The organism is Dokdonia sp. 4H-3-7-5, from assembly GCF_000212355.1.
In the GTDB taxonomy this organism is placed as follows: Bacteria; Bacteroidota; Bacteroidia; order Flavobacteriales; family Flavobacteriaceae; genus Dokdonia.
This window is the reverse complement of sequence record NC_015496.1, coordinates 2163832-2179990: the sequence shown is the minus strand read 5'-3', so window position 1 is coordinate 2179990 and position 16159 is coordinate 2163832. Positions and strand designations below refer to the sequence as shown.

Genomic DNA, 16159 nt, shown 5'->3' with positions numbered 1-16159 from the left:
TTTCGCGAAAGCATAAAAAACATCTTAAAATACGCATCGAAAAAGGGCATCTCTTTTTTCCACAATATGTTAATAACTTCAAGGGTTTAGAGAGGTTTTAGAGCCTATTCTGGAGTCCCTTTCTTTATATTTGTTTTTAGACAATTTAACTATTAAAATATGAGCGACGACGCTAAGAAGAAAGAGTACTCGGCAGACAGTATTCAGGCCCTTGAGGGAATGGAGCACGTACGTATGCGTCCATCGATGTACATCGGTGATGTGGGTGTAAGAGGATTACACCACTTAGTATATGAGGTTGTAGATAACTCTATTGATGAAGCTATGGGTGGCTATTGTGACGCCATAGACGTAACTATAAATGAAAATAACTCTATCACGACTAGAGATAACGGTCGTGGAATCCCAGTAGGGCTTCATAAAAAAGAAGGTGTCTCTGCCCTTCAGGTTGTAATGACCAAAATAGGTGCCGGAGGAAAATTTGATAAAGATTCATATAAAGTTTCTGGGGGTCTTCACGGTGTTGGGGTATCTTGTGTAAACGCATTATCTAACCACTTAAGAGCTACCGTCTACAAGGAAGGTAAAATCTGGGAGCAAGAATATGAGCGCGGTAAAGCGATGTATCCTGTAAAAGTTATAGGTGATACAGATTTTACAGGTACAGAAGTTACATTCTTGCCTGATGACAGTATCTTCCAGCAAACTACAGAATATAGCTATGACACACTAGCATCTCGTCTACGTGAGCTAGCGTACCTTAATAAAGGAATTACGATTACGCTTACTGATAAGCGAGTTAAGAATGAGAAAGGAGAGCATGAAACAGAGACTTTCCATAGTAAAGAAGGACTTTCTGAATTTGTACGCTTTCTAGACGGTAACCGTACTCCTATTATAGGCGAGGTAATCTCAATGGAAGGTGAGAAAAATGGTATCCCTGTAGAAGTAGCCATGATTTATAATGACAGCTACGCAGAGAACTTACACTCTTATGTAAATAATATCAATACACACGAAGGAGGAACACACCTTGCTGGTTTCCGTCGTGGTCTTACAGGATCGCTTAAAAAGTTTGCAGATGCATCTGGTATGCTAGACAAACTTAAGTTTGATATTGCTGGTGATGATTTCCGTGAGGGACTTACTGCTATTATTTCTGTAAAAGTAAGTGAGCCACAATTTGAGGGGCAAACTAAAACGAAGTTAGGTAACCGCGAGGTTACCTCTGCAGTATCTCAGGCCGTTGCCGAAATGATTGAGATCTACATGGAAGAAAATCCGAATGATGCCAAAATCATCGTTCAGAAAGTAATTCTAGCTGCACAAGCACGTCACGCTGCAAAGAAAGCACGTGAGATGGTACAACGTAAGACAGTAATGAGTATAGGTGGTCTCCCTGGGAAATTATCTGACTGCTCTGAAACAGATCCTACACTTTGCGAAGTATTCCTTGTCGAGGGAGACTCTGCAGGTGGAACTGCAAAACAGGGACGTGATCGTGAGTTTCAAGCTATCTTACCACTACGTGGTAAAATCTTGAACGTTGAAAAGGCGATGTCTCATAAAGTTTTTGAAAACGAAGAAATCAAAAACATCTTTACAGCACTAGGAGTAACCATAGGTACAGAAGAAGATAGCAAAGCGCTTAACTTATCAAAACTACGTTATCACAAAGTAGTCATCATGTGTGATGCCGATGTAGATGGTAGTCACATTTCTACCCTGATACTTACTTTCTTCTTCCGTTATATGAAGGAGCTTGTAGAAAATGGTTATGTATACATTGCCACGCCTCCACTTTACCTAGTAAAGAAAGGTCAGAAAAAGCAATATGCTTGGAATGATAAAGAGCGTGATGCCATTGCAGATTCTATGGGTACTCAAGGAGTATCTATACAACGTTATAAAGGTCTTGGAGAGATGAATGCAGAGCAATTATGGGATACAACAATGAATCCTGAGTTCCGCACATTACGTCAAGTTGCCATAGATAATGGTACAGAAGCAGATAGAATATTCTCTATGCTTATGGGTGACGAGGTACCACCTCGCCGTGAGTTTATAGAAAAGAACGCTATTTATGCAAACATAGACGTTTAATAAAACTCTTATATTTTATTACAATGGTCCTGAGATAATTTCTCAGGACCATTTTTTTTTGAAGTAACTAATACCCCTCTGAATCTAAAAACCTGTGCATCGTATTACACTCGCTTTTACAACCAACTAACCTAGTACCCAACAATACTCAAGATTTTCAAACTCAGCAATTAAATAGATAAAAAACACTTAATTATCGATAAAGTGCACATATTACTATTCGCATTATATTCGTTTTTGAGTTTCCTATTGAATTAAAAGCTATGTCTATATTTACTCTCGAAAGGGATATTTTCAGATTATTTATAACATATTTCTGCTAATTTCTTAAGATTAGATGTAGGGGTTTAATTGGATAGAGATTAGCAACCTATAAATCCTTGCTATTTTATAGCAAGGATTTTTTTTGTCTTATCATAAACGAACTCTACCTAACAGCATAGTCCTCAAATCTATTACTTGGATAACATAAAATCCTATTTAAAAGCCGTTAACAAGCACTTATCTTCGATGAATTGCTTGAAACTTAAAATTATCAGGCAATGCTAGTGATCATTTATTCAATACAATCCAGCTCCTTATTTTTGTAATGCAGCATAACAACTGTCACACTTACACTATTATAAGTTGGGTATTTAAAATAGTTTAAGAGTGAAAAACGAGCGATTATTATTTGATTCATTTGGATTGTGAATTTCCCCGCTTGTTCATCCCCGTTTCTCAATGAGAAGCGGGGATTTTTTTGTTGGTTAACATACATTTAGCGTCAGAGCGTACGATAAACGAGAGAGTTATTGTATTTTCGCAAAAGCGTAAAAAGCTATTAAAATTATACTATAAATCCTTAAAATTACATCCATATGAAAGTTACTGTAGTCGGTGCTGGAGCCGTAGGAGCCAGTTGTGCAGAATACATTGCAATCAAAGATTTTGCAAGTGAAGTTGTCTTAGTAGATATTAAAGAAGGTTTTGCCGAAGGTAAAGCAATGGACTTAATGCAAACTGCTTCGTTAAACGGGTTTGATACAAAAATCACAGGTACTACTGGTGATTATTCAAAAACTGCTGGTAGTGATATCGCAGTAATTACTTCTGGAATTCCTCGTAAGCCAGGAATGACTCGTGAAGAACTTATCGGGATTAATGCAGGTATTGTAAAAACAGTTGCCGCTAGCCTTGTAAAAGAATCACCTAATGTTATTCTTATCGTTGTTTCTAATCCTATGGATACAATGACTTACCTAGCACATAAAGTAACTGGACTTCCTAAAAACCGCATTATCGGTATGGGTGGAGCACTAGACAGCGCTCGTTTTAAGTACCGTCTTGCCGAAGCTCTTGAAGCTCCTATCTCAGATGTAGATGGAATGGTAATAGGTGGACACTCAGATAAAGGAATGGTACCTCTTACACGTCTTGCAACTCGCAACAGTGTACCTGTATCAGAATTTATTTCTGAAGAAAGACTTACACAAGTAAAAGAAGATACTAAAGTAGGTGGAGCAACGCTTACTAAACTTCTAGGAACTTCTGCTTGGTATGCACCAGGAGCTGCAGTATCTGGACTTGTACAAGCAATTGCTTGTGATCAAAAGAAAATTTTCCCTTGTTCTGTACTCCTTGATGGAGAATACGGCCTTTCTGATCTTTGTATCGGAGTACCTGTAGTATTAGGAAGAAACGGAATTGAAAAAATAGTTGAAATCAACCTTAGTGATGCAGAAAAAGCGCATCTAGCAGAAAGTGCTGAAGGTGTTAAAGCAACAAACAGTTTACTTGACGCTTAAGAAGTCAGTAAGTTTATCATATCAAAGGCTACCTATTTTTAGGTGGCCTTTTTTGTTATATATAATAAGGAGTCATTTTCTTTTTTAGTTACGCTTTCGCGAAAGCATAAATACACACATCAAATCTTCCTCATTATACGTTTATCATGCAACTTAACATATCATTATAATGACACAAAAATTATTGGGTACTACCACTGAGAATCCTATATTTGCGTGTTTGATAAAAACATAAATCTAGATGCAAAACTGCAATAGATGATGTTTTATAATTAAGTGTGTGAGAAATAAGTGGTTCATAAGTGCTTTTATAATTGCCCTTGCTATCGTAAGTATAAGCATGGAGCAACGCACTGCGCCTAATCAGGAAATAATTATTACATTTTCTGATACTGAGGCAAACCTTTCTCAATCTGAACATGCCATCACATTAGTAAAAAATAAGCTAAGCTCCCTTGAAGTAGATAATATTAGAGTAGAGCAACTTGATAATGGATCTTTAAAAGTATCATACTACAGTACTATTGATATTACGGAGATTAAGAACAAATTATCACCTACCTCAGCGCATAGCAAGTACAATCTTGAGAATGATAACTCAAGTATACCAGAAGAAAACGAGATCGCTCATTATGAGTTAGATATTTATAAAATACAAGACAGCACAGACATGGAAGGTGCTGCTGGGGTTATTATTGAGTCAAAATCTGAGTCAACACGTTCTTCTACCGTAAAAGTATATGCTAGCCTCCACAAAATAAGTGATTGCGCAGCTACCATTCAAACACAAACTGCTTACAATACTCACAAGAGAAGTGATGTTGCTTTCATTAACTCATTCTACAACATACCTGAGACAAGGGCCGGCCCCTTTGCTTAAGGCATAACAACATTAGCTAAGGCAAGACTTGCTCTAGCTAATTGCTTTTATCACAAAAGCAATCCCACAGATTATAATAACAATCACTTTACATTAATTTCAACGTGATAATAACACACTGATGTGCTGTTTATTATGTTGATACAAACACACTAAAATGCAAAACAAAGGACTCATTAGATTTTTTGCGATAATTTTTGGTCTGGTATGTTTATACCAACTATCATTTACGTATTTCACAAACAAAACAGAAGACGAAGCTAAGGCTTACGCGATCTCTCAAGCACCAGAAGATGCAGATATGCAGGATGTGGTGGAGCGCGCATACTTAGATAGTATAGGAGCAAATCCTATTTTTGCTGGTATCACTTATAATGATGCTAAGGAAAAAGAACTTAACAAAGGACTGGATCTTAAAGGAGGTATTAACGTAATCCTTCAGATCTCTATTCGTGATATCTTAGGTGGTCTTTCTAACAATAGTACAGATCCAGCTTTCATAGCTGCATTAGATGCTACAGATGAGGCACAAAAAGATAGCCAGAACACATACTTCGAAGATTTCGTATCTGCATTTGAAGCGCAAGGAGGACAACTAGCGTCTCCAGATATCTTTGCAAACGTAATTCTTAACGAAAAAGTAGATACAGGAATGAGCAACACAGAGGTTGCTAGTGTTCTTGAAGCGGAAATCAAAGAAACAATAGGTTCTGCTTTTGAAACGTTACGTAATCGTATTGATAAGTTTGGAGTAACACAACCTAACATCCAGTCTCTAGGAGATAATGGGCGTATTCTTGTTGAGCTTCCAGGAGCTAAAGATATTGATCGTGTAAGAGGTCTTCTTGAAAAGACAGCACAATTAGAGTTCTACCAAACTCACTATGCTGGAGACGCACTTAACTACTTAATAGGAGCAAATGAAACACTACGCGGACTTGTTGCTAGCAACGAGGAGAAGCAAGAAGCTGCAGTAGCTCAAGACAGTACCCTTGATGATAATGTATCTGATTTACTTAAAGATGCAGATGAGGAAGAGGCAGAACAAGATTTTGGACCACTTTTCAAAATATTTAGTCCTAACCAACAAGCGGTTCAAAATAGCACAATTCCAACTGTAGGATTTGCTGCTGTAAAAGATACAGCAACTATTAACTCGTACTTGAGAAACCCGTCTGTTGTAAAGCAGCGTCCAGCATCTTTACGTTATGCAAAATTTGCATGGGGTGTACCAGAAGAAGGAGCAGATATCGTAGCACTTTATGCACTTGAATCTAACAGACAAGGAGCACCATACATGGACGGTGACGTTGTCAACGACTCACGCCAGCAATTTACACAAACACAACAACCAGCAGTAGGTCTTGATTTTGAAGGACAAGGTGTAAATCAGTGGGCAAAAATGACTCGCGAAGTTGCACAAAAAGGAAACGCTATTGCTATTGCACTAGATGGTAATGTATACTCTGCAGCATCAGCTCGTCAAGAGATTAAAGGTGGTGCGACAGAAATCTCTGGAAACTTTACAGTAGCTGCGGCACAAGATCTTGCAACAGTATTGAATGCTGGTAGACTTCCTGCATCTGCAAAGATTATTCAAGCAGAAGAAATTGGACCATCACTAGGTAAAGAAGCGATTGATTCTGGAATTTTATCGTTCCTTATCGCACTAGCATTAGTATTAGTATGGATGGTATTTTACTACGGTAAAGCTGGTGGATTTGCAGATATTGCTCTTGTAGTAAACATCCTTTTCATCTTTGGAGTACTTGCCGGTCTGGGAGCTGTACTTACACTTCCTGGTATTGCAGGTATCGTACTTACTATAGGTATGTCTGTGGATGCAAACGTACTTATCTTTGAACGTATTAAAGAAGAGCTACGTAAAGGGAAGTCTCAAAAAGATGCGATTAAAGATGGTTTTAACAACGCACTTTCTTCTATTCTTGATGCAAACATCACTACCTTCTTAACGGCACTTATCCTTTTCTTATTTGGAACAGGACCAGTACAAGGATTTGCAACTACACTTATGATAGGTATTGCAACTTCATTATTCTGTGCAATTTTCATTACTCGTCTATTCATTGATGGATACGGGAAGAATGGAAAATCACTTGAGTTTGCTACATCTATGACTAAAGGTCTTTTTGTAAACAACAGTATCGATTTCTTAGGAAAACGTAAAATTGCTTATGCTATCTCTGGTGTACTTATCGTAGGTGGACTTGCTGCTTTACTTACTGGTGGTCTTGATACTGGTATTGACTTTGTAGGAGGTCGTACGTATACAGTTCGTTTTGATCAACCTATGAATGCACAAGAAGTAGAAGATGCACTAGTTGCAGATTTTGGAAGTGCAGATGTAAAAACATTTGGAGCAGATAATCAATTAAAGATTACGACAAAGTACCGTATCGATGAGACAGGTACAGATATTGACGCTCAGGTTGAGCAACAATTATTTACTTCACTTACTCCTTACTTACCTACTGGAATGACGTATGCAGCATTTGCAAAGTCTACAGATGATAAGCAGGTAGGAAAAATGGAGTACTACATGGTAGGACCTACCATTGCAGATGATATTAAGAAAGGTGCACTTTTTGCAGTTATCGGATCACTAATCGTGGTATTCTTATACATCTTATTACGTTTCCGTAGATGGCAATTCTCTCTTGGAGCTGTAGCTGCAGTTTTCCATGATGTTTTGTTAGTACTAGGAGTATTTGCAGTCTTGAAAAACATTATGCCATTTGATATGGAGGTAGATCAAAACTTTATTGCGGCTATTCTTACCGTAATTGGGTACTCTCTGAATGATACCGTGGTAGTTTTTGACCGTATACGTGAGTATATTAAAGAGCACGGTTCTACTAGAGGATTTGGTAAATTAATTAACCAAGCACTTAACAGTACATTGAGTCGTACACTTAATACGTCTGTAACTACGTTAATCGTACTTCTAGCGATCTTCTTCTTAGGAGCTCCATCTATTAGAGGATTAATGTTTGCACTTATTGTAGGTGTAATCGTAGGTACATATTCTTCACTATTTATCGCAACTCCTGTAATGTTTGACACAGTACAGAAGAAAGGATTAAAGGAAGAAAAAGAAGAGGAAGAAGTAGAAGCATAAGCTTCTAAGAAACTCAATAAATAGAAAATCCGCTACTGAGAAGTAGCGGATTTTTTTATGCGCTATCGCGAAAGCGTAACTCTTAAAAAGATGGATAATAAAACGCCTCTTACTATATACTCTATAAAATATTCAGTCTATGGAATATTCAAATACTTATGTGTCTGTAAGCTCACTTTCCACTTTGGGTTTTTCATCACATAATCTACAATGAGCGGCACCATCTTATCACGCACAGACCATTCTGGTTGTAAGTATAAAATACAATCTTCGCCCACTTGTGCTGCGTGCTTCTCTGCAAAGTCAAAGTCTGACTTATTAAAAATAATCACCTTCAGTTCGTTTGCTTTTTCTAAAACAGAAGCTTTAGGTAACATACGTTTTTTAGGAGAAAGACAGATCCAGTCCCACTCACCAGAAAGCTCGTAAGCACCAGAAGTCTCAATATGAGTTGTAAGTCCTAGGGACTTTAATTTATGTGTAAGCGGGTTCATATCCCACATAAGCGGTTCCCCACCTGTCACTACAATTGTATCTGAGTACTTTGCAGCATTTTCGGCTATGGTATTTGCATTTGTAGGAGGATGTATCGCAGCATCCCAGCTTTCCTTCACATCACACCAGTGACACCCCACATCACAACCACCTACTCGTATAAAGTAAGCTGCTGTTCCTTTATGGAATCCTTCTCCTTGTATAGTATAAAATTCTTCCATAAGCGGAAGCATTTCCCCAAGGTCTATTTGTGCTTGTAAAGAGTCTAAGGCCTGTTTTGTCATAGCGTGCAAAGATATAGAATACAACTAGATTTAAAACCATCCATCACGACAGTCTCATTACTGTTAACATATGTTGTGATTAGAATGTGATTAATTACGCTTTCGCGAAAGCGCAACCCCGATAATTATCGCTATAAATGCTCCAGCACCTAGCACTGTAAAGCTCAGTTTAAGGCTTGAAAAATCTGCTAAAAATCCCACCAGTGGCGGACTCGCAAGAAACCCTACAAAACCAGCTCCCGCAACAAATGAAATGCCATCTGCACTGTTCACTCCCTTTGCCTTACCAGCCAGTCTAAGCAACTCAGGAATAATTACAGAAAAACCTAAACCTATAATCGCAAATCCTAAAAGAGTGACAAATGTAATAGCCGAGAGTACCGCTAGGTAGCCTACAACCGCAAAAAGTGCACCGCCTATAATAATTTTAATGGAGCCAAAACGTTTGCTCACTCCATCACCAAAGAATCTTCCCAACGCCATAAACAATGAGAACAGTAAAAACCCCATTCCTGCAGTTTTTTCGGTTGTTACTTGCACAATATCTTCTAGATATAGTTTACTCCACTGCTCAATGGCTCCTTCGCTGCCCATAATTATAAGAGCTATAATGGTAAGACCTAGCAGCGGTTTGAGTAAATTGAAATTAAGTGTCCCGTGACTGTCATCTATAGGGGTTCTATGAGCTATATAACTTTTGCAAAGCCACAAATTTGTGACAATGACCAGAATTGCAGCTCCCATACTGTGATAAACAGGCACCTTAACAAGGTCTATTATAAAATAACCTATCACTGCGGCAATTGCTCCTCCTATAGAAAAGAAACCGTGTGACGAACTCATAATATGCACCTCGTCTTCGGTTTCTATATCTGAGACTAGGGCATTCATTGCTATATCTGTAAAGCAAGAAAACAGTCCCACACAAAATAAAGAAACACATAATACAATATACGACGGAGCAATTAAGGGCATTAAAAATAGTAGTGAGAATATAATCACACCTACCACCGTAGCCTTACCTACTCCCATACTTTTTATAATGCGAGAAGCCATCGTAAGTGACACAAGACTTCCTAATCCCATACAAAATAAAGCTACCCCCAAATCTCCATCATCTATCCCTAGCTTTTCTTTTACTCTCGGGATGTAAAGCACCCAAGTACCTATCATAATATTGAGTGAAGCAAAAACCCAAGCGGGTGCAAAGTATCTTTTTCTAGATAGTATGAGAAACAGAGAGTTCATCTCTCAAAAGTAAATCATCTTATAACTCAAACCACAATAGCGCAAGAATTTGTACGCAAACGTTTTATAATAAAAAGGTCTCCCATATTGAGAGACCTTTTTATTATAGTAGGTCAGTAATATTTACTCTTGAACTGTTACATTTTTCCATTTTCCACCACCAAAATAAAATCCTAAAGAGATACCAAAATATCCATTTTTAACAGTACCAAACTCATTATTATTAAGGTCACGTAATTGACCTTCTGGCGCAAAATTATACTCTGCAGCAAGTCTAAACTTAAAGTAGTCAAAACCTACTCGCAACATCCCACCTAGACCATTATCGGTTTCAATATTATTTGCATCGTCATATTCATCAAAATCTGCGATTACGTTTGCACTAGAAACATATCCTATTCCAGCACCACCAAATACTGCAAAAGGTGACCCATCTTTATGGTAAAAATAATAATCTATTGTACCTAAATAAGAACCATACACTGTGACAATATCTGTTTCAAAAGCATCGATGCCATTAGAAGGATTTGTTAACTCGGCAAGTGCCGCACCACCTATTCTAAAACCTACATTTATCTTTTCATCTATTGACCATTTAGGCTCTAGATTAAACATCACACCATCTCCATATTCATTACCCGCAGCATAACCTAGGCGTATATCAAATCTAAATTTTTCTTTTTCTTGTGCAGTAACCTGTGTGTAGCAACCTGCAATTAGTAAAAGTAGTACAACTAGTTTTTTCATAAAGTTTATTATTAAATGGTCCACAAATATAAATAACCTCGGCTCTCAACGTAAGAAAAACTCAGTTACAGATTACAATTTAAATGTGCTGAACATTTACGCTGCTTCATAAGCCCGTAAAGGCATTTTCTCCCTTAAAATCATTATTTTTAGACAAGCAACAGTTCTTCAAGAAAACAGCATATATGGTGTATGAAAATAATCTCGCTTTCGCGAAAACGCAAGACGAAAAAGATCCCCTTAAAGAGTACCGTAATCACTTCTACATACCCGTAGATAAGGAGGATAACGAACTTATTTACCTCTGCGGAAACAGCCTAGGGTGCCAGCCAAAATCTGTCGCACAATACATCGAGCAAGAACTCAATGACTGGGCAGATCTGGGTGTTGAAGGGCATTTTAAAGAAGAAACTCCGTGGATGTCTTATCACGAAGAACTCGCAAAACCTATGGCACACATCGTAGGTGCAAAACCTGGTGAGGTAGTGATAATGAACACCCTCACGACAAACCTTCACTTGATGATGGTCTCGTTTTACAATCCTACGCCATCACGTCATAAAATAATTATAGAAAGTGATGCTTTCCCGTCAGATAAGTATGCGGTAGAAAGTCAGATACGCCAGCGTGGATACGATCCAGAGACGAGCCTTATACTTTGGCAACCTCGAGAAGGAGAAGAATTATGCCGTTATGAAGACCTAGAAGCACTTGTAAAAGAACACGGCGACAGCGTTGCGCTTCTTTTAATTGGTAACACAAACTATTATTCTGGACAGTGCTACCCTATTAAAAAAATCACTGACTTAGGTCACAACAACGGCAGCAAAGTAGGCTTTGACCTTGCACACGGAGTGGGTAATATTATGCCAGACTTACACGAGAGCGGTGCAGATTTTGCCGTGTGGTGTACTTATAAATACCTCAACAGCGGCCCAGGAAGTCTGGGTGGTTGCTTTGTACACGAGCGCCATCATACAGATAAAAACATACAGCGCTTTACGGGCTGGTGGGGACAAAACAAAGACACACGTTTTAATATGCGCAAAGGCTTTGACCCAATACCAACTGCCGAAGGCTGGCAATTATCAAATCCTCCTATCCTCAGTATGGCAGCGGTAAAAGCGAGCTTAGATATTTTTGAGGAAGCTGGTATGAGTAACATACGTGCAAAATCTAAAAAACTCACTGGCTATCTGGAGTTCTTAGTAAACGAACTCAACAATGAGCACATCGCTATTATCACACCTAGTAATCCGTCTGAACGTGGGTGCCAACTAAGTATTCAAGTAAAAAATGCCGACAAGAGTTTACACAAAAAACTAATCGAAGCAGGAGTCATCTCAGACTGGCGTGAGCCAGATGTAATACGCGTCGCTCCAGCACCGCTTTACAATAGTTATCAAGACGTATTTGAAATGGTAGAACGACTCAAAAAGATACTGTAATGTATATCCCTGAGATTTATAAAAATGAAAATCCAGAGGAGACACGTAGTTTCTTAAAAGAAAATGCTTTTGGGATTCTTGTCACAAATCTTGATGGAAAATCGTGTGCGACACACATTCCCCTTGAATTATCAAAACGCCCAGACGGCACCGAAATCATACACGCACACATCTCAAAAATGAATGAGCAAGTTGCTCACCTCAAAAATGGCGCAGAGGCGCTCTGTATTTTTAATGGACCTCACAGTTATATTTCGGCTAGTTGGTACGACTTTGAAGAAGTATCCACTTGGAACTATACGGCCGTACAAGTGAGAGGTAATGTGCGTTTACTAGATAAGGAAGGCACTTATAAATCCATCAAAGCATTGATGGATAAGTATGAAGCACCACAAAAAAATCCAATAGATATGGATGCGCTTTCTGAAAAGACATTGCGACAAATAAACGGCGTGGTGGCATTTGATATTGAAATTACGAGCATTGAAGCTGTAAAAAAGATGTCACAAAACAGAAACGATAAAAATCACGATGCTGTAGTATCTAGCTTACGCGAAAATGGAACTCCAAACGACAAAGCCGTCGCAGACGAAATGGAGTGCTTGAGAAATAAATAAAAATTCAAACAGTACTAACGGAGAAATCACGCTAGTACTCACAATATAATATGGCAAAACAAGAACACATACTCATTATAGGCGCAGGCCTTTGCGGTTCGCTTCTAGCGTTACGTATGGCGCAGCGCGGTTATAAAATCACCTTGATGGAAAAGCGCCCAGACCTAAGAGCCGTACATCAAGATGCTGGTAGAAGTATAAATCTCGCTTTATCAGACAGAGGTTTAAAAGGAATACGCCTCGTAGGCCTTGAAGATCGAGTAAAAGATTTGTGTATCCCTATGAATGGAAGGATGTTGCACGACAAAGAAAGTAACACGCTTTTTAGTCCGTATTCTGGACGTACAGATGAATACATAAATTCTATCTCACGTACAGACCTCAACATTATGCTACTCAATGCGGCAGATGAGTATGATACCTTGCAGGTTCACTTTAACCAGGCGTGTACAAACGTAGATCTTAAAAATGCTACGGCAACCTTTACAGATTATCACACAAAAGAAGAGCAAACCATCACTGCAGATATTATTCTAGGTGCAGATGGTGCAGGATCTGCAGTGCGTAAGAGTATGTATATGAGTCGCGACTTTTTATTCAGCTTCTCGCAAGATTACTTAGGTCACGGCTATAAGGAACTCACCTTCCCTCCTGCCGAAAATGGCGGATACCGCACCGAAAAAAATGCCTTACACATCTGGCCACGTGGTCGTGATATGATTATTGCTTTGCCTAACCTAGATGGGAGTTTTACTGTAACGCTATTTATAGATTATGAAGATGCACCAGATAGTTTTGCATCGCTAGATAGCCCAGCTGCAATTACAGAATACTTTACAAGACAGTTTCCAGACGCTATCCCTATGATGCCAGAACTGTTAAAAGAATATGAAGAAAATCCTGTAGGGCCGCTAGGCACTATAAAATGCCACCCGTGGAGCGCCTTTGGAAAAACGTGTATTCTAGGAGATGCGGCACACGCCATTGTTCCATTTTATGGACAAGGGATGAATGCTAGTTTTGAAGATGTGGTAGTTTTTGACGAGACGCTAGATGCATTTGGAGATCAAGGATGGGAGAAGGTTTTCAAAGAATTTGAAAAAACTAGAAAACCAGATACAGATGCCATTGCAGACCTTGCCGTAGATAACTTTCACGAGATGAAAGAACACACGGCTCACCCTATGTTTCAAGAGAAGAGAAAACTCGAGACACAATTTGAGAAAGAATTCCCTACAGAGTATTACTCAAAATATAGTTTAGTAACTTTTAACGAGGCGATAGGGTACAAAGAGGCAATGACGCGCGGTAGAGCACAAAACAAAGCTATTTTAAACCTACTGGATGACGGATTGCTACCTGATTCTCTTTCGCTTAAAGCGAAATTAAAAAAAGTACAACAGGCTACACAAGACATCTTGCACGACGATGCCATAGCCGGAAACATATAACAAAATCATATACTTATGAGTGATAAAGATTTAGACCTACGTTTACAAGGCGATCCTTTTAATGAAAAGAAAGTGACACCTAGAGGAGCTTATCCTCATATTAAAAGAGCAGGAGACTTTCTATTTGTCTCGGGCACCAGCAGCCGCAAGGCAGATAATACTTTTGCTGGCGTGCACGTGATAGATGCAATGGGAACGATGCACCTAGATATCAAAGAGCAAACCAGAGCCGTACTAGAAAACATCAAGAAAACCCTCGCAACCGCAGATGCAACGATGGAAGATGTGGTAGATGTCACCTCATTCCTTGTAAATATGAATGATTTTGGCGGTTACAACGAAGCCTACGGAGAATTCTTTAACAAAGAAACCGGCCCTGCAAGAACCACCGTAGCCGTACACCAGTTACCACACCCGCATCTAGTAGTTGAGATTAAGGTGATGGCTTATAAGCCGGAATAGATGAACATCAAAAACTACATAAACGGCGACTATAAAAACCCAGCATCAAATGACTGGCTAGATAATTATGAGCCAGCTTCTGGGGAGATATATGGGCAGATTCCTAATAGTAGCGCGCAAGATATTGAGGAAGCTACCGCTTTCGCGAAAGCGGCATTCCCGCAGTGGTCCAGCACCACACTTGATGAGCGCAGTCGCATCTTGATGAACATTGCAAGTGGCATTGAAGCTAGACTTGAAGAACTTGCTCAAGCCGAAAGTCGGGATAATGGGAAACCGGTATCACTAGCAATGACTGTAGATATCCCGAGGGCGGCGAGTAACTTTCGGTTTTTTGCAAATGCGATCACTCAGTTTTCGGCAGAGAGTCACGAGAGTGTGGGAATGAACGCAATGAATTTTACCCTGCGTAAACCCATAGGTGTTGTGGGATGCATAAGTCCGTGGAATTTACCACTGTATCTCTTTACCTGGAAAATCGCTCCCGCAATAGCCGCTGGCAATTGCGTGATTGCAAAACCTAGTGAAGTCACTCCTATGACGGCTTACCTTCTTGGTGAGATTTGTACAGAGGCTGGACTTCCTCCTGGTGTTCTCAATATTGTACACGGACTGGGACACACAACGGGACAAGCTATTTTAGAACATAAAGATATTAAAGCGATAAGTTTTACGGGAGGTACAAAAACGGGAGCTCATCTTGCAAAAACGTGTGCACCTATGTTTAAAAAATTATCACTAGAACTAGGTGGTAAAAACCCGAACCTCATTTTTGCCGATTGTAATTATGAAGATATGCTTGCCACAACCGTGAGAAGCTCCTTTGCAAATCAAGGGCAAATCTGTCTCTGTGGGAGTCGCATTTTTGTAGAGCGATCTATCTATGACCGATTTAAAAGTGATTTCATTTCAAAAGTTAAGGAGTTAGTCGTAGGGCATCCACCACAAGAAAACACAGATCTAGGAGCACTCGTTTCAAAATCGCATCTTGAGAAAGTAGAAGACTATATTCACAATGCACAAGCTTACGGCGGTACCGTACTTTGCGGAGGTAAGCGAGTTACCGTTCCAGGATATGAGAATGGCTATTATCTAGAACCTACGGTTATTGAGGTGGACAGTAATGACTGTAAACTCAATCAAGAAGAGATTTTTGGACCTGTGGTGACTATAATGCCTTTTGACACCGAGGAAGAAGCACTTACATTAGCAAACGGCACAAAATACGGACTCTCTGCAACAGTTTGGACTCAGCAACTTGACAGAACAATGCGTTTAAGCAATGCACTTGAAGCTGGCATTGTCTGGGTGAATACGTGGATGAATCGAGATTTGCGCACACCCTTTGGCGGAGTGAAAGCTAGCGGCGTAGGTCGTGAAGGCGGCTTTGAAGCGCTCCGGTTTTTTACCGAAGCAAAGAATGTTTGCATAAAATATAATTAAAAAATAATAAGAGCGGGAGCAACTAAGATTAGTTCGCTACGCTCGCAATCACATA

12 protein-coding genes are annotated in these 16159 nt (G+C 39.3%); 9 read left to right on the top strand and 3 right to left on the bottom strand.

Translation table 11 applies throughout. The annotated features are described in order from the left end of the window. The first annotated feature begins 159 nt into the window (after positions 1 to 159). The 4 genes from gyrB to secDF all read left to right on the top strand — a co-directional run bounded on the left by gyrB (position 160) and on the right by secDF (position 7909). Entirely contained in the window at positions 160 to 2103 is a 1944-nt protein-coding gene (gene gyrB / locus KRODI_RS09640) for a DNA topoisomerase (ATP-hydrolyzing) subunit B (RefSeq protein WP_013751417.1), read from the top strand. Positions 2104 to 2963: 860 nt separating this feature from the next. Further along, positions 2964 to 3890 carry a malate dehydrogenase gene (gene mdh, locus KRODI_RS09635; protein ID WP_013751416.1) on the top strand — a complete coding sequence of 309 codons (927 nt, stop codon included), beginning with the start codon at positions 2964 to 2966 and terminating at the stop codon, positions 3888 to 3890. Between the two features lie 280 nt (positions 3891 to 4170). After that, positions 4171 to 4770: a hypothetical protein gene (locus KRODI_RS09630; protein WP_013751415.1), complete on the top strand. Its 600-nt coding sequence runs from the start codon at positions 4171 to 4173 to the stop codon at positions 4768 to 4770. Positions 4771 to 4927: 157 nt separating this feature from the next. After that, the gene (gene secDF / locus KRODI_RS09625; protein WP_013751414.1) at positions 4928 to 7909 is read left to right on the top strand and encodes a protein translocase subunit SecDF; all 2982 of its coding nucleotides are present in this window, start codon (positions 4928 to 4930) and stop codon (positions 7907 to 7909) included. A 137-nt stretch (positions 7910 to 8046) separates the two neighbouring features. Here secDF and KRODI_RS09620 read toward each other — a convergent pair whose 3' ends face one another. The 3 genes from KRODI_RS09620 to KRODI_RS09610 form a co-directional block, all read right to left on the bottom strand. Continuing rightward, a complete protein-coding gene (locus tag KRODI_RS09620) occupies positions 8047 to 8688 on the bottom strand; it encodes a 7-carboxy-7-deazaguanine synthase QueE (protein WP_013751413.1) in 642 nt (213 codons plus the stop codon). A 90-nt stretch (positions 8689 to 8778) separates the two neighbouring features. After that, positions 8779 to 9936 (bottom strand): MFS transporter, encoded by a 1158-nt coding sequence (locus tag KRODI_RS09615; RefSeq protein WP_013751412.1) that lies wholly within the window; start codon positions 9934 to 9936, stop codon positions 8779 to 8781. A 123-nt stretch (positions 9937 to 10059) separates the two neighbouring features. Next, positions 10060 to 10683 (bottom strand): outer membrane beta-barrel protein, encoded by a 624-nt coding sequence (locus KRODI_RS09610; RefSeq protein ID WP_013751411.1) that lies wholly within the window; start codon positions 10681 to 10683, stop codon positions 10060 to 10062. A gap of 185 nt (positions 10684 to 10868) precedes the next feature. On the opposite strand from KRODI_RS09610, the gene kynU reads away from it, so the two are divergent. The 5 genes from kynU to KRODI_RS09585 are packed head-to-tail and all read left to right on the top strand — an operon-like array spanning position 10869 to position 16104. Beyond that, the gene (gene kynU, locus KRODI_RS09605) at positions 10869 to 12131 is read left to right on the top strand and encodes a kynureninase (protein ID WP_013751410.1); all 1263 of its coding nucleotides are present in this window, start codon (positions 10869 to 10871) and stop codon (positions 12129 to 12131) included. After that, complete coding sequence (locus KRODI_RS09600; protein WP_013751409.1) at positions 12131 to 12748, top strand: FMN-binding negative transcriptional regulator; 618 nt, start codon at positions 12131 to 12133, stop codon at positions 12746 to 12748. Before kynU ends, KRODI_RS09600 begins: the two co-directional genes overlap by 1 nt. Positions 12749 to 12798: 50 nt before the next feature. Then, a complete protein-coding gene (locus tag KRODI_RS09595) occupies positions 12799 to 14199 on the top strand; it encodes an FAD-dependent oxidoreductase (protein WP_013751408.1) in 1401 nt (466 codons plus the stop codon). Between the two features lie 15 nt (positions 14200 to 14214). Then, a complete protein-coding gene (locus KRODI_RS09590; RefSeq protein ID WP_013751407.1) occupies positions 14215 to 14661 on the top strand; it encodes a RidA family protein in 447 nt (148 codons plus the stop codon). Next, entirely contained in the window at positions 14662 to 16104 is a 1443-nt protein-coding gene (locus tag KRODI_RS09585) for an aldehyde dehydrogenase (RefSeq protein ID WP_013751406.1), read from the top strand. It abuts the gene before it with no gap. Positions 16105 to 16159: the final 55 nt, after the last annotated feature.

Excerpts from the sequence above, each read along its gene's own strand:
- gyrB (WP_013751417.1), top strand. The coding sequence starts at position 160 with ATGAGCGACGACGCTAAGAAGAAAGAGTACTCGGCAGACAGTATTCAG.
- secDF (WP_013751414.1), top strand. The coding sequence starts at position 4,928 with ATGCAAAACAAAGGACTCATTAGATTTTTTGCGATAATTTTTGGTCTG.
- KRODI_RS09585 (WP_013751406.1), top strand. The coding sequence starts at position 14,662 with ATGAACATCAAAAACTACATAAACGGCGACTATAAAAACCCAGCATCA.
- KRODI_RS09610 (WP_013751411.1), bottom strand. The coding sequence starts at position 10,683 with ATGAAAAAACTAGTTGTACTACTTTTACTAATTGCAGGTTGCTACACA.
- KRODI_RS09590 (WP_013751407.1), top strand. The coding sequence starts at position 14,215 with ATGAGTGATAAAGATTTAGACCTACGTTTACAAGGCGATCCTTTTAAT.
- KRODI_RS09615 (WP_013751412.1), bottom strand. The coding sequence starts at position 9,936 with ATGAACTCTCTGTTTCTCATACTATCTAGAAAAAGATACTTTGCACCC.
- kynU (WP_013751410.1), top strand. The coding sequence starts at position 10,869 with ATGGTGTATGAAAATAATCTCGCTTTCGCGAAAACGCAAGACGAAAAA.
- KRODI_RS09600 (WP_013751409.1), top strand. The coding sequence starts at position 12,131 with ATGTATATCCCTGAGATTTATAAAAATGAAAATCCAGAGGAGACACGT.
- KRODI_RS09620 (WP_013751413.1), bottom strand. The coding sequence starts at position 8,688 with ATGACAAAACAGGCCTTAGACTCTTTACAAGCACAAATAGACCTTGGG.
- KRODI_RS09595 (WP_013751408.1), top strand. The coding sequence starts at position 12,799 with ATGGCAAAACAAGAACACATACTCATTATAGGCGCAGGCCTTTGCGGT.
- mdh (WP_013751416.1), top strand. The coding sequence starts at position 2,964 with ATGAAAGTTACTGTAGTCGGTGCTGGAGCCGTAGGAGCCAGTTGTGCA.